This window comes from Nostoc sp. DedQUE07 (assembly GCF_034530975.2).
Taxonomy (GTDB): domain Bacteria; phylum Cyanobacteriota; class Cyanobacteriia; order Cyanobacteriales; family Nostocaceae; genus Nostoc.
The window spans coordinates 66,529-87,221 of record NZ_JAVRCC020000021.1 but is presented as its reverse complement, the minus strand read 5'-3'; the positions used below and the strand labels follow the sequence as shown (position 1 = coordinate 87,221).

The window sequence follows — 20,693 nt, the reverse complement described above, 5'->3', positions numbered from 1 at the left end:
TGACAATAATGACGGCAACCGTTATTTTTGAACAAAAATAAATATATGGGCTTTGGTATTGGTGATTTATTCTGGATTTTCCTCCTTCTGACTTCTTTGCAACCCCTTTGGCAAAAACGTCAAATAGAATATCGGCGCTTGCGTGCTTTACAAGAATTCCAACAGGAACGCAAAAGTCGGGTGATTTTACTAATTCACCGTCAAGAGTCCATTAGCTTTTTGGGAATTCCTATATCTCGCTACATTACTATTGAAGACTCAGAACAAATATTGCGAGCAATTCGCCTCACACCGCCAGATGTAGCAATTGACTTAATTTTGCACACTCCTGGCGGTTTGGTTTTAGCTACGGAACAAATCGCCAGAGCGTTAATTCGCCACCAAGCAAAAGTCACAGTTTTTGTACCTCACTATGCTATGAGTGGCGGTACAATGCTTGCCCTCGCCTCTGATGAAATTATTATGGATGCTAACGCTGTCTTGGGTCCAGTCGATCCCCAACTGGGTAATTACCCCGCAGCCAGTATTCTGAAAGTGGTTGAAGATAAACCCATCGGTGAGATTGATGACCAAACCCTAATTATGGCTGACCTATCACGCAAAGCAATACAGCAGGTACAGCGGTTTGTACGAACTTTGCTAAAAGACAGTGTACCTAAACAAAAAGTTCTGCCAGAAAATATCGAACCGATTATCGAAGCCTTGACAACTGGGCGCGTCACCCATGACTATCCCATCACTATTGAAGAAGCAACAGAAATGGGGCTGCCCGTAACCGTCGGACTGCCCCATTCTATTTATAATCTCATGGATATGTACCCACAGCCACAAGGAGGACGACCCAGCGTGCAGTACATTCCTATGCCTTACAATGACCGCCGTCCAATTCTACCTACACCCAAGGGCAGACCCTTAGAAGAACCAAATCAGATCGCTTGAGCGGATTTGGGGTAGGAGTTTTTTTGGCAACTAGGGTGTAGCTGTTGGTGTAGCTGTTGGTGTAGCTGTTGGTGTAGCTGTTGGTGTAGCTGTTGGTGTAGCTGTTGGCGTAGCTGTTGGTGTCGCTGTTGGCGTAGCTGTCGGTGTCGCTGTTGGCGTAGCTGTCGGTGTCGCTGTTGGCGTAGCTGTCGGTGTCGCTCTCGGTGTTGCTCTCGGTGTTGCTCTCGGTGTTGCTCTCGGTGTCGCTGTCGGTTTAGTTGTTGGTTTAGTTGTCGGCTGGCTGAAGAGTGTCTTTGCTTCTTCATTCAGCTTTTGGCGGAGTGCTAAGTTAGCAATTCCAGTTTCTTGCAACTGATATTTCTTCTGATACTCCTTCACCACTTCTTCCGTGCGAGAACCATAAAAACGATCGCGCGGCAGAGGAGGATTTGGCTTCACCACTGCATTCAAATTTCTGTGTAGAATTTGAACGATGTTAGCAGCAAAATCTTGGGTTTTTGGCCCTGCGATGCCATCAACTGGTTTTAGCTTATAACCAGTCTGAAATTCTCGAATTGCCTTTTTAGTTTCCTCGTCTGTCAAAGCGGTATTTGTTACCTTGACGTTATAGCCTAATCCCCGCAATACTTCACGGAATTGCTGGGGTGTATAACTTCTTTGAGGGGCTGCAAAACCTGTGTCTGTAATTACCAAACTAGCAGTCATCAGGCAAGTAACAGCAAAGGTTGCGCTTGATTTTCCAAACCCACACCACATACTTAAAAACTCCTTTGGGTCAAATCAGCAGGATCGTAAACGTTAACAGCTGCATTTTAAGTTTGTTTAATAACTTTTTTCACGATTATTTAATGAATTTTGAACAAATTGTGATTTTTTTTGTTAAATTTAGCCAGATGTTTAAACAATAACTTCTGTCATCCATCAAAAGAAGTATCTTGTATAAGCAAAGATATAGCGGTTATCATTTGAAGCGAATATACCCTTTTAACCCTAAACTGCGTTAGAAAATCACATCTGTGCATTGAGCGTCAGCTGAAGGTGAAAAGCAGTCTCTTTACCTGTGGACCTCAACAAGTATCATATATTACAAAAAATGAAAAATATAAAATCTTCTAAGCAGCGTAATCTTTGGGTTGAAAGATTTATGGCAATTGCTGCCGCAGTAAATTTAGGTTTAGTGTTGTTTGATTTAAGTTATGTACCTTGGCGAGATTTCTACTTGCGAAAACTTCCCCAAATTACTAATATTTATGACCCAATCAAAGGTATTGAAAGTCATCGAGACACAAAAAGTTATCTAGAAACAGTAGACGCATTAGAGGAACAAGTTAGGCAAACAGGGTTACAGTCGCCTCAGGTAAATAACAGGCTAATACAAATAAGTCGTCTTAGTAGCGAGATGATTGACAGTAACCCGTTTGCGGGAGCTAATAAGAGTGGGACTCTGGAGAAAATCAAACAAAGGATGCGATCGCACATCCGCAAAGAATCTGCAAAACAGTCCTTCGCTACTTTTTGGAGTCAGCCGCACCTATCACAAAATAGCTGGGATAAAGAAATTAATTTTTTCAACAAAAGCATCCGCCCTTTGATCGCCAGTAACTACTACCGCCAAATCGGGGAAAATGGCGATTTTATTGATAAATTCTGGATTATTGACTTACCTTTTGTGATTTTATTTGGTGTAGAATTGCTGGGGCGCACTTTCTTGCTCAGACGCCAACATCCTGGTTTTAGCTGGTTAGAAGCACTATTGTGGCGTTGGTACGATTTATTTTTACTAATACCCTTTTGGCGAGGGTTGCGAATCATACCTGTATTAATTCGCCTCGATCGAGCGCAGTTATTGAATCTGCATCCAGTGCGAAAGCAACTTAATCAGGGGATTGTCGCCAATTTTGCTGAAGAACTCACAGAAATTGTTGTGGTGAGAGTGATTAATCAGGTTCAGGGTTCAATTCAGCGGGGTGAATTGACAAGCTGGCTCTCGCAACAAGAAAATTTACGTCCCTACATAGATATTAATAATGTGAATGAAGTGGAAGCGATCGCAGGTCTTTTGGTAAAAACAATTGTCTACCAAGTGCTACCTGATATCCAACCTGCGATCGTTGCCATTCTGCGCCACAACATCGAAACCGTCTTCCATCAAGTCCCCGTCTACCGCAACCTCCAGAATCTCCCTGGCGTGGCACAGGCTCAAACCCAGTTAAGCGAACAACTGGCGACTCAAATCACAACTAATCTTTACAAAACTTTAGTTAGCGCTGTTGAAGACCCTGTAGGAGCACAACTCACCAGTCAGCTAGTAGAAAGCTTCACCCAGGTCTTAGGATCTCAAATCAAGGAAAAACATGTACTCTCAGAAATTCAAAGTTTACTTTTTGACTTCTTAGAGGAAATCAAACTCAACTACGTCCAGCGTTTATCCCAAGAAGACATAGACCAAATTATCGAGCAAACCCGGCAGCTAAGAACACAAGTATCAGTTCCGGTGGTAGTAGATAAAGGCGCTATTCTCCCCAAAATACGAGAAGGGTAGGGAGAGCAGAGGGGCAGGGGAGCAGGGGAGATGAGAGGACAAGAAGAATAACCAATGTCCAATGCCCCATGCCCCATGCCCAATACACGACTATAAAAGAAATGCGCTAAACTCGAATTAGGCGAATCATAACTTGGTTCGTCACAAGACTTCTTGGAAGATATACCTATCGCAGGAAGTGGGTCGATGCCCACTTTTTTTATTGAATTCTCTCATGGCTCATCCTTTAGTTCCACAAATTATTGATTTGGCGACACCAGTGGCAGAAGAACTGGGATTGGAAGTGGTTGGCGTGGTTTTTCACACCAACCAAAGTCCACCAGTGTTGCGGGTAGACATTCGCAATCCAGAGCAAGACACTGGGTTGAACGATTGTGAGAGGATGAGCCGTGCTTTAGAAGCCTCCTTAGATGCTGCGGAAATCGTTCCAGATACATACGTCTTGGAAGTGTCTAGTCCCGGTATTTCGCGGCAATTGGTAACAGACAGGGAGTTTATTTCCTTTAAAGGATTTCCTGTTATTGTCTCCACAACGCCCCCCTACGACGGACAACAAGAGTGGATTGGTCAGTTGATTCGTCGGGATGAGACAACACTTTATTTAAATCAAAAAGGTCGTGTAGTCGAAATTCCCCGCTCTCTAATTACTAAGGTGCAGTTAGAGGAGCGCCAATAAACAAGTTACTAAGGCTAGAAGCTAGGGACTAGGGATTGGAGGGGTAGAGGAGCAGAGGAGCAGAGGAGCAGAGGAGCAAGGGTGACAAGGTGACAAGGTGACAAGAGGTGAGAACTTGCAACAAGTTTTTTTCCCTTGTCCCCAATTCTCCTTGTCCTCTTGTCCTCTTGTCCTCTTCCCAATGCCCAATGCCCAATGCCCAATGCCCAATGCCCAACACCCAGTCCCCAGTCCCTAATTTTTAAAGGAGATTGCTTATGTCAATGGTTACTTTATCTGGATTAAAAGAATTAATTGAAAGTATAAGTCGCGAACGGAATTTACCCAGGCTTGCGGTTCAATCAGCTATAAGAGAAGCACTACTTAAAGGCTATGAACGTTATCGCCGCGCCCAAAATTTAGAGCGCAAACAGTTTGACGAAGATTATTTTGAAAATTTTGAAGTAGAACTCGATATTGAAGGAGAAGGATTTCGCGTTCTTTCCACCAAAACCATTGTTGAAGAAGTAGATAATACAGATCATCAAATTTCTCTAGACGAAGTTCAACAAGTCGCTCCCGAAGCGCAGTTAGGGGACTCTGTAGTGCTGGATGTTACCCCCGACCAAGGAGAATTTGGTCGGATGGCGGCGATGCAAACTAAGCAAGTATTGGCGCAAAAATTACGCGATCAACAGCGCCAGATGGTGCAAGAAGAGTTCCAAGATTTAGAAGGAACTGTTCTCCAAGCAAGAGTCCTGCGGTTTGAGCGGCAATCAGTGGTTCTAGCAGTTAGCAGCGGCTTTGGTCAGCCAGAAGTAGAAGCCGAATTACCAAAGCGGGAACAGTTGCCTAACGATAATTATCGGGCAAATGCCACCTTCAAGGTATATCTGAAAAAAGTCTCCCAAGGTCAGCAACGAGGGCCACAGTTGCTTGTGTCTCGTGCTGATGCTGGTTTGGTAGTTTATCTTTTCGCCAACGAAGTCCCAGAAATTGAAGATGAAGTTGTACGGATTGTTGCCGTAGCTAGGGAGGCAAACCCACCTTCCCGTTATGTCGGCCCTCGAACTAAAATAGCAGTAGATACTCTCGATCGCGATGTAGACCCAGTAGGCGCTTGTATTGGAGCTAGGGGATCGCGAATTCAAGTAGTAGTCAACGAATTACGCGGTGAAAAAATAGATGTAATTCGCTGGTCGCCAGACCCAGCAACATACATTGCTAATGCCTTAAGTCCAGCACGGGTAGATGAAGTACGTTTGATGGACCCAGAATCACGGCAAACTCACGTACTTGTAGCTGAAGATCAATTGAGTTTGGCTATTGGGAAAGAAGGACAAAACGTCCGTTTGGCAGCCCGTCTGACTGGTTGGAAAATAGACATTAAAGACAAAGCTAAGTATGACTATGCAGCAGAGGATACCAAGTTTGCAGCCGTCAGAACAAAATATCAAACAGAAGAATCAGAAGAAGACGACTCGGACTTTGAAGAAGAATTCGAGGATGAAAATCAGAACGAACTAGAAGAGGAAGATAGTTTTGACAATAACGATGATGAATAATTGATTAATTTTGTAAAGTTTTGATAGTGTAAGATTGTAGTCTCAGTCTCAAAAGCTACTTGGTATAAGTAAAAAATAGTCATAATAAACTTCTTTTTACTTCCATTATCCTAGACTGAGATCGCAAAGAACCGATGAAACCAAATTATCGGCGCTGTATTAGCTGCCGGAAAGTAGGCTCAAAAGATCAGTTTTGGCGGATTGTCCGCGTCTTTCCATCGGGAAAGGTACAATTAGATCAGGGCATGGGGCGTTCTGCCTATATTTGTCCAGAAACGAGTTGCTTACAAGCGGCTCAAAAAAAAAATCGACTAGGGCGATCGCTACATGCATCAGTGCCAGAAGCACTGTACCAAAGCTTGTCGCAACGTCTAGCCCGCAGTAATACCCAAAACCAAATTTAGTTGGAACAACTTTGTGACGTAATCATTAGAGGAATTGTGTCGAAAGCCGAAGTAGTGCTTTCATCAAACTCCCTGTTGAACGTTAAGGTTAGTGCCAAAATAGTAAATGGGTGTAAAAGGCATTAGGCTCTCGAATAACGAGGGGCGAGGCAATATTCCCAGAACAAGATGTAATCGATTGTGTTGTGGAATCAGAATCAACAAAACAAGAAACTACAAAATGGCAACCTGGTAGCGCTCAGGCGCAGTTCGGCGTCAAGGGTTCCTATAAAAATCTTTTATTTAAGAAATTTTTATGGGTATCCCTCAACCATCATTCCTGGTGGGGATGCCATTATTAAACCGAAACATCTCTCTTTCCTGATTGGAGGCACCGGCAAAAACTGAACGGCAGTCTAAAAACAGTAGTCCAAGGATGGAGATGTCGCAAACCAGGCAACCATCCGCTAAAACTGTAAATTAAAGGGGAAGAGTGGATGACCAACGGCAAAGTTAGAATTTATGAATTATCAAAGGAATTGAATTTGGATAACAAAGAGCTACTAGCAATTTGCGACCAGCTCGATATTGCGGTCAAAAGCCATAGCAGCACGATTTCAGAATCCGAGGCAGAAAACATCCGGGCGGCAGCAGAAAAGCTTGCAGCTACGAGTGTGTCAGCCAAAAAGGAACTAGGTACAACCAGCCATAAGCCAAATTCACTACCCAACGGCGGACCTTCGCGACCTGCTGCACCCCACAAACAGCAAATTTTGGAAATACGTAAACCCAAAATATTGAGAAATACTACTCCCAACGCCCCAGAGGCGTCACTTGCTAACAATACCCAAGCTGCCTTGTCTGAAGCTAATCCTCCCTCTCCTCCACGGCCTTTCGCTACACCAGTCTCACCCCAAAAACCGGCAGCACCAACTCGACCTGTGCCCCGGACTCAATCTGAGACTCAAGAGCAACCCTCGATCGCTGACTTGGAACAAACGCCTAATCCAAATCCGGCACCGGAAAAAATAGCATCCCAAAAACCGGAAAAAATAGTTCCGCCCAGACCGAAATCGGAAAAACCGATTAAACCACAACTAGTTGCTCCTCCAGCCAGGCCTGCGGCAGAAGAAGCCCAGGTGGTAGATGAGCCGCCAGTATCTCAGGCAGATAAACCGATCCTCAAACGCGACCAACGGCTACGTCCCGCGGAAGGCGATCGCGAACAAATTAAGCCAAGAGTCGCTAAACTGCCAACAGACCAGTCTCCACCAAGTGCGCCACAAAGGACAAGTCGTCCCACCCCTGCACCCAGCAGACCAGAGCAGAGAGGTAATAGACCATCTGCACCATCACAACTGGGAGAGGGACAAAGACCCAGACCAGCACGTCCAGGTGAAGCAGTAGCAGCCGCAATGCCGATTGCTACTCCCCCCAGACAGATGTCAGGCATAGCGGGCAAATCTCAAGGATTGGGTGATGAACCAGTCACACCGGATCTCCTCGATTTGAAACGCCCAAGTCCGCCTCGACCGACCAAAGGCGGCAAAAAGTGGGTAGAAGAGGAAATAATTGACGAAGTTAAAGAGAAGGCAAAAGCTGGCGTCAAAGGCAAGCGAATCAAACCCATACTTGATGATGAGTTTGAAGAAGATTTGCTAGATGATGACGATATAGATTCACCAGCCACAGTCCAAGTCAGCCTTTCTATCGCTCGTCCTCCCAACCCGAAAGCGACTCGACCTGTACAGATACCAGGTGCAACCCTTGCTAGCGCCCCAACTGCAAGAGCCAGAAAGTCTGGTTCTAGGTCTGGTTCCAAGTCTGGTTCTGGGCGTGACAATCACCAAAACCGTCGCCAAGAAGCCGAGACAAAGCGCGATCGCCCCGAAAAAGTGACGATCACAGGGCCGTTGACTGTGCAAGAACTGGCTGACGTTTTAGCCGTTCCCGATACAGAGATTGTGAAAATCCTGTTCCTTAAAGGTATGGCGGTGAGTATCACTCAAAATCTGGATATTCCCACAATTACCCTGGTAGGAAAAGAATTAGAAATAGAAGTCGAAACCGCCGAACGAGAAGCAGAAGCTCGGAAAATTACGGAAATGGTCGGTGCAGAAGACCAAGAATATCTCCACCGCCGTCCGCCTGTGGTGACAATCATGGGTCACGTAGACCACGGTAAAACAACCCTGCTCGACTCAATCCGCAAAACCAAAGTGGCTGCGGGCGAAGCTGGCGGGATCACTCAACACATCGGTGCATACCATGTGGATGTCGAACATGAGGGGAAACCACAGCAGATAGTCTTCCTGGATACTCCTGGTCACGAAGCCTTTACAGCTATGCGGGCACGAGGAGCGCGGGTAACAGATATTGCCGTCTTAGTAGTCGCTGCTGATGATGGTGTCCGTCCCCAAACCATTGAAGCCATTAGCCACGCCCAAGCTGCTGGAGTGCCAATTGTTGTTGCAATTAACAAAATTGACAAAGAAGGGGCACAGCCAGAACGCGTTAAACAAGAACTCACTCAGTATGGTCTGACATCAGAAGACTGGGGCGGTGAGACAATCATGGTTCCCGTGAGCGCCATCAGAGGTGAAAATCTGGATACGCTCTTAGAGATGATTCTCTTAGTAGCAGAGGTTGCAGAACTATCTGCCAACCCAGATCGTACCGCAAAAGGAACTGTCATTGAAGCACATCTGGATAAAGCTAAAGGAGCAGTTGCTACCCTGCTAATTCAGAATGGTACCCTGCATGTGGGAGATATCTTAGTAGCTGGCTCGGCCTTCGGTAAAGTCCGGGCGATGGTAGATGACAGAGGCAAGAGAGTAGACATTGCTTCTCCTTCCTTTGCTGTCGAGGTACTAGGTTTAAGTGATGTGCCGGCAGCCGGCGACGAGTTTGAGGTCTTCCAAAACGAGAAAGAAGCCAGAGCACTCGCTAGCGATCGCGCCGACAGACAACGCCTATCCCGTTTGTTACAGGGTCGTGTTACTCTTACAACCTTGTCTGCTCAAGCACAAGAAGGCGAGTTGAAAGAACTCAACTTGATCTTGAAGGGAGACGTACAAGGTTCCGTGGAAGCCATTGTGGGAGCGCTCAAGCAAATTCCGCAAAACGAAGTCCAAATTCGGATGCTGTTGGCTACTGCTGGGGAAATCACCGAGACAGATATCGACTTAGCAGCTGCCAGTAACGCTGTAATTATTGGCTTCAATACCACCTTCGCTAGTGGTGCCAGACAAGCTGCCGATGAAGCGGGTGTAGATGTTCGTGAATACAACGTAATTTACAAACTCCTAGAAGATATCCAAGATGCCTTGGAAGGTCTTTTGGAACCAGAGTTGGTGGAAGAACCCTTGGGTCAAACCGAAGTCCGTGCCGTCTTCCCAGTCGGTCGCGGTGCTGTTGCCGGTTGCTACGTTCAATCTGGCAAGCTAGTTCGCAACTGTAAAGTCAGGGTGCGACGCGGCGGTAAGGTGATCTATGAAGGCGTTCTTGACTCCCTAAAACGGATGAAAGAAGATAGCCGTGAAGTCAACGCCGGTTATGAATGCGGTGTCGGCATCGATAAATTCAATGATTGGGTTGAAGGTGACATCATCGAAGCCTATCAAATGGTTACGAAGCGCCGCACTCTCACCTTAACGAGATAGTGTTGAGGGTAAAATGGTTAGAAGTTAGGAGTGATAAATTAGGAGTTAGGAGTTAAAGACTGCTAATTCCTAACTCCTAACTCTTAACTCACAACTTTTTATAATATGCATTCATTTCGCTCTGAACCTATTTTGTGGATTCACGTCGCTGGATTAGCGACGTTGCCTGTTTTTTTAGTACTCTGCTTATTGTTTTTGTCTGTAGGCGAGCCATTTTTACCAGTCTGGATGGAGCTATTGTTAGTTGGCGCCATTGGTGTTCTCCCCCTGCTATGGATGCAGTTGCGTCGCCCTTTTTATATATTTGCTCTTTTAGGAATAGCCCAAAAACCAGAAAATCTGACTGAGCGGCAGCGAAAAATTCTCTGTTTAATTAATACAAAGGTAAATCGTATCCTGGCATTGGTGGCAGCAGCCTTGTCGGTTGGGATACTGTGGTATCTTTACCAAATTGCCCCATTAGTAGCAGATTCAGCTAAATTTCTCCCACAATGGCGCAGTGTTGCATTAGTGCTGGCGGGATTAGCATTTTTGGGTGGCAATCTATTTTTACAAGTACCTGTGAGTGTAATGCGAGTTTTGGTGACTAATGACACAGAATTTGCTGGCATAGAACCATTATCTTTAGAAAAGATTAAGCAAGATTTCACAATTTTAGGAGTGCGAGTTAATCAAATCGTGCCTCGATTATTACAATCCTTGTTTAAGATAAATACAGATTCGTAGCAGCCCGTAAAGTATATTATTTAACTTTAAAGGGCTACAAATAAGTATCAGAAGAGGCAGGGGTGCAGAGGAGAATAACTAATAATCAATGACGCCACTTGCTCCACTTGGGAAGACCCCAAGACCGCAGTGGCTCCCCAATGCCCCATTGCCAATACCCAGTTACCGTTGAAGAAAAACAAAGGAATGAGGAACTATGGCTCAAATTCCAGCTTCTAGCGATCGCCAATTTTCTGATGATACTGAAATTTGGTATAGTCTCAAATGTGCGATCTCCAATAGTTCCGGTTTTCAACGCTGGCAACTAGAACGGGATGCTCAATTACACGGAATTCGCTTGGAACAGCAGGTACAGCGGTATTTAAGAGAAACTTTAGAAACTTTAGCTTACTAAAGACCAAATAAATCTTGTAGGTTTGTTTGCAAACGACGGAGTTGACGGTATGCACCCTGCAAGCGATCGCCATCAACTTCCACTTCATTTGTGGGATAATTTTTAATAATTTCAATCAGCGACACTTGGCCGTCTTGATTCGCAGAAAGTACCAAAGCGGCTCGTAAAGCTTGCCGATTTGCTCTTTGAGACGGTGTAGAAATAACTTGACTAACTCGATCCAAAATAATATTACCAATCTGGCTATTTAGCGCTCTATCTAAAAATACAGCGTTTACCTTCACTGGCTGTGTTAAATACTGACGAATGGCTTTGGGGTCTTGTCGCGCCAAAGCTAAATTCACTTTTAGTAAAGGTGAGACTTCACCTGTTTCGGCAAAGGTGGATATTTCCTCTACAGAAAGTGATTCACGGAAAATACCATACTTCAGGACTACTCGTTCTGCTGCAAAGGCAGGAGTGGACAAAAACAGAAAACAGATAATGCTTACTAAAACTAAGATGCGACGCAGCCATAAGAAATTAAAATGCATTTCTCTCGATTTCCAATAGGTTCGCTTTTTCTGTGATGATATTCCAGCAGAATTAGTTGCAGCATCTAGCTTTAGGGAATACTAAAAAATCGCCTCATCCCCATAGTGCCCCTAAGAAAATTTTCTGAATAATACAATATAACTAATGTATAAGTTCTGTAACCTCTCTAAGGAATTTAGCTGAATCAGTGCTAATCATCCAGTATAGTTTTGCATGGGTTTTAGAGCAGCTACAACGCTGTTATCTTTAACCTTGTTCGACATACCGTAATTCAGCACATCACAGACTCAAAAAATGAAATATCGGGGTTATCACATTACTCTTGCGAAAATTTTTCGCCTTCTTTCTAGCAATCATCTCAAATATTCTTTGCGCGTGGGAGCCGGACTCACGGCAATGCTTGTTGTTTCTAGTGGTTCACTACTACCTAGTGAGGTTAATGCTGGTGCGACTCATCCAGAAAATATCGCCCCAACTCGCACAGCCCAAGCTCCTGCAACTGCCGCAGCGATTTATGTTAATCCAGCAACTGGTGCAGATAGGGCTGGTGCTGGTGCCACCTCGGCAGCACCCTACAAAAGCATAAGTTTCGCTCTCAGTCAAGCCCAAGCAGGTGCAGTTATTCAATTAGCACCTGGTAACTATAACCAAGAAAGTGGTGAAACCTTCCCGCTTTTACTTAAACCAGGGGTGACACTGCGGGGTGATGAAGCTACTAAAGGTCAGGCGATATTGATTACAGGTGGAGGCTTCTACACTAGTCGCACTTTTGCCAGACAAGACATTACCATCCTGGCCGAGCAAGATACCACGATCGCTGGTGTCACTGTCACCAACCCAAATAGCCGGGGTACGGCTGTGTGGGTGGAGTCAACTAATCCGACTATCAAAAACAGTACTTTTACTAACAGTGTCAGAGAAGGTGTTTTTGTCACGGGTACAGGCAATCCCAAAGTTGAAAGTAACTTGTTTGTGCAAAACAAAGGCAATGGGATTTCAGTTGCTAGAGCTGCTCAAGGAGAAATTCGGAGTAACTTATTTCAGGATACTGGTTTTGGTCTTGCGATCGGTGGCACTTCCACACCTCTAGTTGTAGAAAACCAAATTATCGAAAACCAAGACGGTCTTTTTATCTCAGAGTCAGCGAAGCCTGTATTGCGTAAAAATGTCATTCAAAATAATAAGCGGGATGGAGTAGTAGCAACTGTCAACGCTTCACCCGACCTTGGCACCAACGAAAATCCTGGTGGCAATCTTATCCGCAATAACACTCGTTATGATGTGAACAACGCCACTAAAACCAGTAGAATCGTCGCTGTTGGCAACGATATCGATCAGAAAAAGATTTTTGGCTCAGTAGATTTTGTTGCCGCCAGTGTTGATGTACCGCCTGGAGGGGCTGTTGCCTTTAAAGATGTGCCAGCAAATTACTGGGCAAAAAGCTACATCGAAGCTTTAGCTTCTCAAAATATTATTGCGGGCTTTCCTGATGGCAGCTTTAAACCCAACGATCCTGTAACTCGCGCTCAATTCGCCACTATTGTCACTAAAGCCCTAACACCACCAACCAAACGCCCTGCAATTAAATTTAAGGATGTAGCAAGCAATTTCTGGGCTTACGCTGCTATTCAATCTGCTTACCAGAGTCAATTTGTTTCTGGTTATCCCGATGGCACTTTTAAGCCACAGCAGCAAATTCCCCGAGTGCAGGCGTTAGTCGCTTTAGCTAATGGTTTGGGCTTAACTGCGAGTAATCAAAATGTCGTTTCCTTTTACACCGATGCTGCTCAGATTCCTAATTATGCGATCGCACCAGTTGCCGCCGCAACTGCACGGCAACTAGTAATCAACTATCCCACAGCCAAGCAACTCAATCCTAATCGTGAAGCGACTAGAGCCGAAGTTGCTGCCTTTGTTTATCAGGCACTTGTCAATGCTGGACGTGCCCAACCAATTCCTTCATCTTATTTGGTAACAGTTCAGTAAATGTCTAGTTAGCAAATTGGAAGCGCCAGACTAATAAATTATCAGTCTGGCGCTTTCAATATAGTGGTTTTTTAATTTTAGGGTTTTTGAATCATAAAATTTGGAGTCTTTAAATATAGCTGACCCCTTTGAATTTGATTGGGTTTATGGTCAGGGTCTTTATATTGGCTGACCCCGTTTCAATGATTTCTATTTTCACAGAAATTTTTGCTTTTTGGGATTTCCTAATAATTTTTTTACTTTTTCTTTCTGGATATTTTCATCTTCATAAAAGCATTAAGAAATTTGAAGAAAAGATATATCAAAAGAAGGTACTCAAAAATTAACTAGCTAAAATTTATCCCTTTAAGAATTAGGATTTTTACCCGAATTGGGGCGTTGTTGCCGACGCTGTTCCCAACGCCAGAGGAAAACCATTAAAGCAACTATTCCGACTTGGAGAGCTAAACTGGGCAAAGCACTCTCAACATTGCGTCCGGCAAGCACTTGGAAGAAAAAGACGAATGCACCGAGTAAGCCAGAAGCGCCGAAAGCAATGTAAAAAAATTGTCGGAAGCCGCGATAAGGAGCAGCTATTTCTGCTTTCAGGCTGGCATATTGTTCAGGATTAAGACGATTTTTGGGATTTTGATCTACCATGATTAAATCGTGTTATACTCTTAGATTGTGTACGCCGATGTGGCTCAGTGGTAGAGCAGCTGATTCGTAATCAGCAGGCCGTGGGTTCAAATCCCATCATCGGCTTTGATGAAAGTATTCCTCAATATTTAGAGTTTGACATAAATCATGTACAGTGATTAATTATCTGTCGTCGGTGACACATCGATCTCGTTGTGACAAACTATTGCTATTGGTAGATTTTATAGCAATGCTGGCGATCGCTGCTGCTGGATATGGAATTATTGCAGCAAAGGAGTTGTGCCATTACCGTTAGTTGAGGCATTCGCAATTGCAGCTTGAGTCGGTTGAGTAGTAAGAACCGCTACAAGTGGAGTAACTTTTGAACTAGATTGTTTAGTTCGTTTGCGATTAGAGCCGCCAGCCTTGGAATACTCTATACTGTTTCTGCCGTAGACACTTGCAACTCCACTTAGCATTCGTTCAGACATTTCAGAGAGGGTTTTATCCATCTGGGTTACTGTTTTACGCGATTCTTCCAGATTAGAAACCCGTGTATTATTAGCTTCTAGCATCGCACGGGTAGAGTTGATTAACTGACTGTAAGCTTCAATGGTTAACCCATGTCCTAAATCTAGATTTTCATCAATGGATTTAAGCAAGGCGAGACGAAGTTGGGCTTTGTCAATAGCAGCAGAACCACGAGTTTTTAAAGACATAACACATCCTTTTTTAATAATTCTTTTTTCAACATAGTGGAGTATCCTTTTGCTTTAAATGGGTGATTTTGTGGATTTATTTCATTAAAAATTCAACGAAATAATTACGAGTTTGTCTGTATTTTTACTCATTTTTTATATCGATTTTTTATTTGAGAATAAGTACAATTAGCAATTGCGTACCCCGAAATAAAAAATGGGTACTCCGAAATAGCAATTGGGTACTCCGAAATAGCAATTGGGTACTCCGAAATAGCAATTGCATTCTCCAAATCGATAAATGCGTTGGAGTAGCCCAACCCAGGCATCGCCAAAATCACAAACGATAAATTGAAACTGCTACGGGGCGATCGCTTAAAATAAAGCAATGTAATGAAAAGTCAATTCATTGAGCTTCAGCAAATGCCTTCCTACTTGGTCAATTTACCTGTTCAACTACAGCAAGAGATAGAGCAATGGGCAACTAGCCAAGGAATTTCCCTCGATCAATTTATTTTGTGGGCAGTAGCAGAAAAAGTTGCCTCCCTTCGCCATCAACTGAACGACTCCTCCTTTCCCTTGATTAGCTATCGCATTGGAAGCAGTGGCCAAAAAATTCCCGTTGTTAGTGGTACAGGAATTCGAGTGCAAACTCTAGCGATTGCTGCTCATCAGTGGGGCTGGTCTTGCGGGCAAATTGTCCAACAGTATGGTATTACTGAAGCTCAGATCAATGACGCACTGGGTTTTTACACTGCCCATCGTACCGAGATTGATGAAGCGATCGCTACAGAACAAGCGATTGAAACTGCTGGTGTCTAAACTCCTGATGCATTTAGATGCAGACACTTCCATTAAAGCATTGCATACGGCTCTAGTTGCTCGTGGTCATGATGTGACTCGCACTCCCAATGAATGGATGCCAGAAGATGCTAGCGATGAAATGCAACTGCTGAAAGCCACAGATAACGGACGGTGTATTTTTACCTTCAACATCAAAGATTTCTTGTCCTTGGTTATTCAGTATCCGCAGCACAGAGGCATTATTCTAGCGGCACAAAATAGTTGGAATTTGTCTGACCTGATTCAAGCATTGGATCGCTTGCTATCAGAAACTCAAGCAGAAGACTGGCCTGGGCAAATACGTTGGTTGAATCAATGGCGATGAAAATAGCGTATCAATTGAAAAATAGAATTTTGCGATCGCCGAAATAAAAAATGCGAACCCCAAATCGATAAATGCGTTGGCGTAGCCCAACCCAGGCATCGCACCCTTGTTTTACCTGAAACTGCCACTGGGCGATCGCCTGAACAACCTTTGCAATTGTTAGAGTTTGACAAGCAAGCGGCATTAGAGGTACTTTGTCAGGGACAAACTGTGATTCTTTTCTGGTGCGATGCCTGGGTTGGACTACACCAAGGCGTGCATCAAAAATTAAGGGACAATCTTAAAAATTATCGTAAATAAGTAGTGATGCTATAATTTTTGATACTAATGTCACTTCTGGTACGTATATTCAACCCAAACAAAGACCATCTTATAATTGAATTCTTTCACATAAAATCTTTCATGATCAAGCCAGCTTGCAATCCAGGTTCAAGGGTTCGTTACAGAGCAAACATCAAATTATCTAAAGAGCAAGATGAAGAACTTAATATTTCTTCATCACTTATGTCTGAAACTACTTCTTTACATGGTGCGCTTACAGCATCAAGAAATGATGTGCGTGTCGTGGAGCTTTTTGCTGGAGCCGGCGGAATGGGTGTTGGATTTCTGATGGCTGGGGAGCAAAAAAAAGGATTTAGAATTATTAATTCTGCTGAAATTAACCCAATATATTTAAAAAGCCTCGAAACTAATTATAAATCATTTTCCAATAACTCAACTAACCGCATTGAAGACTGTATTCCTTCAGATTTTACTCCTATAGATTTAACTAAAAAACAAGATTTCCAACTTGTACATGAAGCTGTAAAAAAAGCAGAAGGTGTGGATCTTGTTATTGGTGGAACTCCCTGTCAAGGGTTTTCCCAATCTAATCGAAGTAATTGGGATGCGAAGAATACGTATAATCACTTAGTTGAATACTTTATTGAATGTTCTTTAGAACTTGCACCGAAAGCAATTCTTTTGGAAAATGTTCAAGGTATTCTATGGACACCTCGTTCTAATAAAAGTAAGAATAAACGCAAATTAACAGTAGTTGATTATATAGCAAGAAAATTTACCGATGCTGGGTATGTTCTTTTTCCCGCAGTTCTAGATGCTGCTTGGTATGGAGTTCCACAACACCGGAATAGATTTTTCTTGTTGGCATTACACAAAGATTTAGGTTATACAGTTGATCACTTTGGGGAATGGGGAGCATTTCCGTTACCTACACATGGAGCAATGGGTAAATATAACTATGCGACGGTAAAAGAAGCAATTTCCGATCTACCTGTGATTGACAATGGCGAAGTCCGAGTTATTCAGGAGTATGACGAACCTACACAGGAAGGATTAATCTCGAATCTGTTTTTACAGCAAATGCGCCAAATGGCAGCTCCAGGTACTATTGAAGGTCACATTGTTTCAAAACAAGCGGATTATGTAATTGATAGGTATAGACATATTCCGGCTGGTGGCAACTGGCAAAATATTCGACACATGATGACTAACTATTCTGATATAGAAAATACGCACAGTAATATCTACAGGCGATTAAAGTGGGATGAACCTTCAATCACAATTGGCAATTATCGCAAAAGCATGATAATTCATCCAGAGCAAAATAGAGGATTATCATTGCGAGAAGCTAGCCGTTTACAGTCTCTTCCTGATTGGTTTACTTTTTGTGGGACTACAGATAATTCTAAAGTCTTAGGTATAATGCACAAGCAACAGCAGTTAGCTAATACTGTCAGTTTTCTTTTAACACTAGCAATAGCACGATACATACTAAAACTATAATTTTTATTTTTGATAATTTTAAGAGCTTGAAGAAATAAAAACATGGTACAAATAAATACCCTGAATGGAGATAATATAACTAATCTTAGAGAGTATTTGAATGATGAAGAAAATATCTCATACGATGATTTTGAACAAATTATTCAAACTGCATCTGAAGTAGTAGAAAGATGTTTAGAAATTACAGAAATTGGCTCTGTAAAGGGATTAATTTATGGTCACATCCAAAGTGGAAAAACATCCATTATTCTGACAACTATGGCTTTAGCGGCAGATAATGGCTTGAATAACTTTGTAGTGATGACATCCAATCTAAATGACATCTATGAGCAAACGCTTGAAAGAATCAAAGGGGCATTAGATAGCTTTCAAGTTTTTGGTAAGACAGAAATTAGACAAACTTCAAGAGCTACTCATGGTTTACCACTTGCTCTAGTTTGTCCTAAAGCTCCACGTCGTTTGCGAGATGCTTTAAATATCGTCCAGCTATCAAATTGGCAAAACCAACCAGTTATCATCATTGATGATGAGGCAGATCAAGCTAGTTTAGATACGAATATTAATGATCAAAACAAACCTACAAGTGCAGTAAATAGAGCAATTGTTGATTTAAGAACTAATCTGAATTCTCATACATACTTGCAAACTACCGCTACTCCTCAAGCATTACTATTACAAGATAGTCAAAGTGCTTTCAGACCTAATTTTGTCGTTGTCACTGAACCTGGTACAGGTTATGTTGGTGGAAACTATTTTTTTGATAACAATAACTTTAGTAATTCCGCTCATATTCGTCTAGTACCTGACATTGATCTTGACAGGTTGCGGACTAGCAACCGTATTCCTGATACTGTTATACAGTCAATGTTGGTATTTTTTCTAGGGGCAGCAATTTTAAGAATACAGGGAAATTCTAAAAAATACACCTATTTACTCCATACTAGTTTTAGACAGGGAGATCATGATTTAGCAGCATTATTGGTTGATAACTTTAAGAATGAATTGACGAACCAGCTTAGACAAAATCCTAATGATCCAATAACGGGTGTGTCTCCTATTCTCATAACACAATTACAAAATGCTTATGATAATTTACAACAAACTTTTGTAAATATTCAAATTCCATTATTTCATGATGTTTTAGTAGAAACAGCAAGGCGAATTACTTCTACAGAAGTCATAAAAATTAACTCTGATACTGGTGAAGGAATTGGATCTCTAACACGAAAACATACCCTTTATATAGGTGGTACAAAACTAGGTCGCGGTGTTACTGTCAAGAATCTTCTAGTTACTTACTATGGTAGAGATGCTCAACAACCACAGATGGATACAGTTTTGCAACATGCAAGAATGTACGGTTATCGTCAACATGAATTACCAGCTATTCGTATTTACTTGCCAACTCATTTAGCTCAAAGATTTGTTGATATTCATGTCAGTGATAATTTAGTTAGAGAACAGTGCCAAGCAACTCATTTACCTATTCAGCTTATTCCTTTGATGGGAAGAGGAATCAGACCGACTCGCCGCAATGTATTAAATGAAAATACGGTTATTCTATTAACTTATCAAGGAGGAAGGCAGTATTTCCCTTCATTGCCAATATCAGATCCTAATATTTTGCGTAATCAAACCCAAGAGCTTGATAATTTGCTGTCTACGGCTAAATATTCTAATTCGCAACAACCATATGGAGTAACAATTGATGATATTTTAGAGATTTTGTCTTTTCAGTACCAAACACCTGGATCAAGTCGTACTTGGAATGATGATTTGATTAGGCAAGCCGTTTCTACCCTGCAAGATCAATCTAGATATCAAAACACTGGTTCATTAGTTATTGTGAATCGCGAAGGCGATATTGGAAGAAGCCAAGATAGAGACGATCAAGTAGGCGCTGTGTTACCTCCTCATAATAGGAATGCTCCATACAACATTAACCCTAATTATCCAGCATTACTAATGACTCGAAATATTGGTAGGCCGGATAAGGGTTGGCATGGAGTACCTTTCTGGATTCCAGTTATCCGATTTCCAGATGGTAACTATGCGTTTTCTGTAAATGAAAGCTAATTTAAATTTCTTCAAATACCCTAGATAAACAACTTTTGAGCAGTTACCATCTCCTCAAACTGAAAGCGGCAGCGATCGCAACGCCCCCGTTCCCATAAAACAGGGATTTTAAACCTAGCCCCACACTTAGGACATTTGGAAAGTAAACACAAATTGTGGCGATGTCTACGACGGGCTACGCCTACGCGCTCATATAACATCAACAGTAGGAATAATTATACTGTGCGATCGCGCATTTTCGACAACCAGAAAAATTCACTCAAACTCAGTTTCGCAGAAAGCTTTTAACAAATCGATACAATTAGCGATCGCCGTCATCGCTAGAGATAACCAAAAACTATAATGAATGCATAAAGCAACCAATACACGCAAGGTTAGGAGAATCTAAAGAATGCAGGCTGATAGCATTTCAGAGCAAAGGTTACTTAAAAAAATTCGCCAGCTACCTCCCGAAAAAGTTTTGCTAGTTGAAGATTTTATTGATTCTCTGGATCAGCAAAGCACAGATCATAGCCTTACCTTTGCAGCAGCAAAACTTTCTGAACCAGTTCTGCTCAAAATCTGGGATAACCCTGATGATGCAGAATATGACAAACTATGAATTTGGTGATGTTGTTTTAGTGCCGTTTCCCTTTACTGACCAAACTACTACTAAAAAACGTCCAGCAGTGGTTGTGAGTTCTAATAGCTATCAACGTGAGCGTTCGGATTTAATATTGATAGCGATTACCAGTCAAGCAAATCCAGCAACTTCCTTTGGTGAAATCACAATTACTGGATGGCGAGTAGCTGGTCTTCTCAAACCTTCAATTATCAAACCAGTTTTGACTGCCATAGATAAAGGACTAGCGATCAAAAAGTTAGGGCGACTCGAAGAGCCAGACCTTTAGGCTTTGCAAAACCTTTTTCTGACTATTTTGGGTTGATATGCGATCGCTCCCTCCACTAAAAGCCTGGAACTA

Annotated in this window: 20 protein-coding genes and 1 tRNA gene; 16 read left to right on the top strand and 5 right to left on the bottom strand. The window is 42.6% G+C overall.

Going from position 1 to position 20,693, the window contains the following annotated elements; translation table 11 throughout:
• Positions 1 to 45 precede the first annotated feature (45 nt).
• Complete coding sequence (locus RMZ95_RS17675) at positions 46 to 939, top strand: SDH family Clp fold serine proteinase (RefSeq protein WP_322669758.1); 894 nt, start codon at positions 46 to 48, stop codon at positions 937 to 939.
• 30 nt (positions 940 to 969) lie between these two features.
• On the opposite strand, the gene RMZ95_RS17670 is transcribed toward RMZ95_RS17675, so the two are convergent.
• Entirely contained in the window at positions 970 to 1,695 is a 726-nt protein-coding gene (locus tag RMZ95_RS17670) for a peptidoglycan-binding protein (RefSeq protein WP_322687708.1), read from the bottom strand.
• Positions 1,696 to 2,032: 337 nt separating this feature from the next.
• Between RMZ95_RS17670 and RMZ95_RS17665 the strand changes: the two genes are divergently transcribed.
• The 7 genes from RMZ95_RS17665 to RMZ95_RS17635 all read left to right on the top strand — a co-directional run bounded on the left by RMZ95_RS17665 (position 2,033) and on the right by RMZ95_RS17635 (position 10,866).
• Positions 2,033 to 3,481 (top strand): hypothetical protein, encoded by a 1,449-nt coding sequence (locus RMZ95_RS17665; RefSeq protein WP_322686678.1) that lies wholly within the window; start codon positions 2,033 to 2,035, stop codon positions 3,479 to 3,481.
• 214 nt (positions 3,482 to 3,695) lie between these two features.
• On the top strand, positions 3,696 to 4,157 hold the full coding sequence (gene rimP / locus RMZ95_RS17660; protein WP_322669755.1) for a ribosome maturation factor RimP: 462 nt from the start codon (positions 3,696 to 3,698) through the stop codon (positions 4,155 to 4,157).
• A gap of 257 nt (positions 4,158 to 4,414) precedes the next feature.
• Positions 4,415 to 5,701, top strand: a complete 1,287-nt coding sequence (nusA, locus tag RMZ95_RS17655) for a transcription termination factor NusA (protein WP_322669754.1) — start codon at positions 4,415 to 4,417, stop codon at positions 5,699 to 5,701.
• A gap of 134 nt (positions 5,702 to 5,835) precedes the next feature.
• Positions 5,836 to 6,105 (top strand): YlxR family protein, encoded by a 270-nt coding sequence (locus tag RMZ95_RS17650; protein ID WP_094348539.1) that lies wholly within the window; start codon positions 5,836 to 5,838, stop codon positions 6,103 to 6,105.
• 476 nt (positions 6,106 to 6,581) lie between these two features.
• Positions 6,582 to 9,746, top strand: a complete 3,165-nt coding sequence (gene infB / locus RMZ95_RS17645) for a translation initiation factor IF-2 (RefSeq protein WP_409882912.1) — start codon at positions 6,582 to 6,584, stop codon at positions 9,744 to 9,746.
• Between the two features lie 105 nt (positions 9,747 to 9,851).
• A complete protein-coding gene (locus RMZ95_RS17640) occupies positions 9,852 to 10,472 on the top strand; it encodes a low-complexity tail membrane protein (protein WP_322686680.1) in 621 nt (206 codons plus the stop codon).
• Between the two features lie 196 nt (positions 10,473 to 10,668).
• Positions 10,669 to 10,866, top strand: a complete 198-nt coding sequence (locus RMZ95_RS17635; RefSeq protein ID WP_322669750.1) for a hypothetical protein — start codon at positions 10,669 to 10,671, stop codon at positions 10,864 to 10,866.
• Here RMZ95_RS17635 and RMZ95_RS17630 read toward each other — a convergent pair.
• The gene (locus tag RMZ95_RS17630) at positions 10,863 to 11,399 is read right to left on the bottom strand and encodes an alpha/beta hydrolase (RefSeq protein ID WP_322686681.1); all 537 of its coding nucleotides are present in this window, start codon (positions 11,397 to 11,399) and stop codon (positions 10,863 to 10,865) included. The genes RMZ95_RS17635 and RMZ95_RS17630 overlap by 4 nt on opposite strands.
• A gap of 295 nt (positions 11,400 to 11,694) precedes the next feature.
• On the opposite strand from RMZ95_RS17630, the gene RMZ95_RS17625 reads away from it, so the two are divergent.
• Positions 11,695 to 13,386, top strand: coding sequence for a DUF1565 domain-containing protein (locus RMZ95_RS17625; protein WP_322686682.1), 1,692 nt, complete (start codon positions 11,695 to 11,697; stop codon positions 13,384 to 13,386).
• A 345-nt stretch (positions 13,387 to 13,731) separates the two neighbouring features.
• On the opposite strand, the gene RMZ95_RS17620 is transcribed toward RMZ95_RS17625, so the two are convergent.
• The gene (locus RMZ95_RS17620) at positions 13,732 to 14,025 is read right to left on the bottom strand and encodes a DUF3493 domain-containing protein (RefSeq protein ID WP_322686683.1); all 294 of its coding nucleotides are present in this window, start codon (positions 14,023 to 14,025) and stop codon (positions 13,732 to 13,734) included.
• Positions 14,026 to 14,058: 33 nt separating this feature from the next.
• Here RMZ95_RS17620 and RMZ95_RS17615 point away from each other — a divergent pair.
• Positions 14,059 to 14,130, top strand: a tRNA-Thr gene (locus RMZ95_RS17615).
• Between the two features lie 155 nt (positions 14,131 to 14,285).
• On the opposite strand, the gene RMZ95_RS17610 is transcribed toward RMZ95_RS17615, so the two are convergent.
• Positions 14,286 to 14,723, bottom strand: coding sequence for a hypothetical protein (locus tag RMZ95_RS17610; protein ID WP_322686684.1), 438 nt, complete (start codon positions 14,721 to 14,723; stop codon positions 14,286 to 14,288).
• Positions 14,724 to 15,095: 372 nt separating this feature from the next.
• Here RMZ95_RS17610 and RMZ95_RS17605 point away from each other — a divergent pair, with 372 nt between their 5' ends.
• The gene (locus tag RMZ95_RS17605; RefSeq protein ID WP_322686685.1) at positions 15,096 to 15,524 is read left to right on the top strand and encodes a DUF433 domain-containing protein; all 429 of its coding nucleotides are present in this window, start codon (positions 15,096 to 15,098) and stop codon (positions 15,522 to 15,524) included.
• The gene (locus RMZ95_RS17600; RefSeq protein ID WP_322686686.1) at positions 15,436 to 15,870 is read left to right on the top strand and encodes a DUF5615 family PIN-like protein; all 435 of its coding nucleotides are present in this window, start codon (positions 15,436 to 15,438) and stop codon (positions 15,868 to 15,870) included. The genes RMZ95_RS17605 and RMZ95_RS17600 overlap by 89 nt, the downstream gene beginning before the upstream one ends.
• Positions 15,871 to 15,880: 10 nt before the next feature.
• Here the strand turns inward: RMZ95_RS17600 and RMZ95_RS17595 are convergent, their stop codons facing one another.
• Positions 15,881 to 16,054, bottom strand: coding sequence for a hypothetical protein (locus RMZ95_RS17595; RefSeq protein WP_322686687.1), 174 nt, complete (start codon positions 16,052 to 16,054; stop codon positions 15,881 to 15,883).
• A gap of 218 nt (positions 16,055 to 16,272) precedes the next feature.
• Here RMZ95_RS17595 and RMZ95_RS17590 point away from each other — a divergent pair, with 218 nt between their 5' ends.
• The 4 genes from RMZ95_RS17590 to RMZ95_RS17575 all read left to right on the top strand — a co-directional run bounded on the left by RMZ95_RS17590 (position 16,273) and on the right by RMZ95_RS17575 (position 20,621).
• Positions 16,273 to 17,655 carry a DNA cytosine methyltransferase gene (locus tag RMZ95_RS17590; protein ID WP_322686688.1) on the top strand — a complete coding sequence of 461 codons (1,383 nt, stop codon included), beginning with the start codon at positions 16,273 to 16,275 and terminating at the stop codon, positions 17,653 to 17,655.
• Between the two features lie 42 nt (positions 17,656 to 17,697).
• Positions 17,698 to 19,731 carry a Z1 domain-containing protein gene (locus tag RMZ95_RS17585; protein WP_322686689.1) on the top strand — a complete coding sequence of 678 codons (2,034 nt, stop codon included), beginning with the start codon at positions 17,698 to 17,700 and terminating at the stop codon, positions 19,729 to 19,731.
• Positions 19,732 to 20,122: 391 nt separating this feature from the next.
• Complete coding sequence (locus RMZ95_RS17580) at positions 20,123 to 20,332, top strand: toxin-antitoxin system, antitoxin component, Xre family protein (RefSeq protein ID WP_322686690.1); 210 nt, start codon at positions 20,123 to 20,125, stop codon at positions 20,330 to 20,332.
• Positions 20,319 to 20,621, top strand: a complete 303-nt coding sequence (locus RMZ95_RS17575) for a type II toxin-antitoxin system PemK/MazF family toxin (RefSeq protein ID WP_322686691.1) — start codon at positions 20,319 to 20,321, stop codon at positions 20,619 to 20,621. The genes RMZ95_RS17580 and RMZ95_RS17575 overlap by 14 nt, the downstream gene beginning before the upstream one ends.
• Positions 20,622 to 20,693 lie beyond the last annotated feature (72 nt).

What these genes read in the sequence shown, in the direction of transcription:
- RMZ95_RS17585 (WP_322686689.1), top strand. Translation starts at nt 17,698, where the DNA reads ATGGTACAAATAAATACCCTGAATGGAGATAATATAACTAATCTTAGA.
- RMZ95_RS17635 (WP_322669750.1), top strand. Translation starts at nt 10,669, where the DNA reads ATGGCTCAAATTCCAGCTTCTAGCGATCGCCAATTTTCTGATGATACT.
- RMZ95_RS17620 (WP_322686683.1), bottom strand. Translation starts at nt 14,025, where the DNA reads ATGGTAGATCAAAATCCCAAAAATCGTCTTAATCCTGAACAATATGCC.
- RMZ95_RS17665 (WP_322686678.1), top strand. Translation starts at nt 2,033, where the DNA reads ATGAAAAATATAAAATCTTCTAAGCAGCGTAATCTTTGGGTTGAAAGA.
- RMZ95_RS17595 (WP_322686687.1), bottom strand. Translation starts at nt 16,054, where the DNA reads ATGCCGCTTGCTTGTCAAACTCTAACAATTGCAAAGGTTGTTCAGGCG.
- RMZ95_RS17590 (WP_322686688.1), top strand. Translation starts at nt 16,273, where the DNA reads ATGATCAAGCCAGCTTGCAATCCAGGTTCAAGGGTTCGTTACAGAGCA.
- RMZ95_RS17600 (WP_322686686.1), top strand. Translation starts at nt 15,436, where the DNA reads ATGACGCACTGGGTTTTTACACTGCCCATCGTACCGAGATTGATGAAG.
- RMZ95_RS17640 (WP_322686680.1), top strand. Translation starts at nt 9,852, where the DNA reads ATGCATTCATTTCGCTCTGAACCTATTTTGTGGATTCACGTCGCTGGA.
- infB (WP_409882912.1), top strand. Translation starts at nt 6,582, where the DNA reads ATGACCAACGGCAAAGTTAGAATTTATGAATTATCAAAGGAATTGAAT.
- RMZ95_RS17605 (WP_322686685.1), top strand. Translation starts at nt 15,096, where the DNA reads ATGAAAAGTCAATTCATTGAGCTTCAGCAAATGCCTTCCTACTTGGTC.
- RMZ95_RS17675 (WP_322669758.1), top strand. Translation starts at nt 46, where the DNA reads ATGGGCTTTGGTATTGGTGATTTATTCTGGATTTTCCTCCTTCTGACT.
- RMZ95_RS17625 (WP_322686682.1), top strand. Translation starts at nt 11,695, where the DNA reads ATGAAATATCGGGGTTATCACATTACTCTTGCGAAAATTTTTCGCCTT.
- RMZ95_RS17575 (WP_322686691.1), top strand. Translation starts at nt 20,319, where the DNA reads ATGACAAACTATGAATTTGGTGATGTTGTTTTAGTGCCGTTTCCCTTT.
- nusA (WP_322669754.1), top strand. Translation starts at nt 4,415, where the DNA reads ATGTCAATGGTTACTTTATCTGGATTAAAAGAATTAATTGAAAGTATA.
- RMZ95_RS17650 (WP_094348539.1), top strand. Translation starts at nt 5,836, where the DNA reads ATGAAACCAAATTATCGGCGCTGTATTAGCTGCCGGAAAGTAGGCTCA.
- RMZ95_RS17610 (WP_322686684.1), bottom strand. Translation starts at nt 14,723, where the DNA reads ATGTCTTTAAAAACTCGTGGTTCTGCTGCTATTGACAAAGCCCAACTT.
- rimP (WP_322669755.1), top strand. Translation starts at nt 3,696, where the DNA reads ATGGCTCATCCTTTAGTTCCACAAATTATTGATTTGGCGACACCAGTG.
- RMZ95_RS17580 (WP_322686690.1), top strand. Translation starts at nt 20,123, where the DNA reads ATGCAGGCTGATAGCATTTCAGAGCAAAGGTTACTTAAAAAAATTCGC.
- RMZ95_RS17670 (WP_322687708.1), bottom strand. Translation starts at nt 1,695, where the DNA reads ATGTGGTGTGGGTTTGGAAAATCAAGCGCAACCTTTGCTGTTACTTGC.
- RMZ95_RS17630 (WP_322686681.1), bottom strand. Translation starts at nt 11,399, where the DNA reads ATGCATTTTAATTTCTTATGGCTGCGTCGCATCTTAGTTTTAGTAAGC.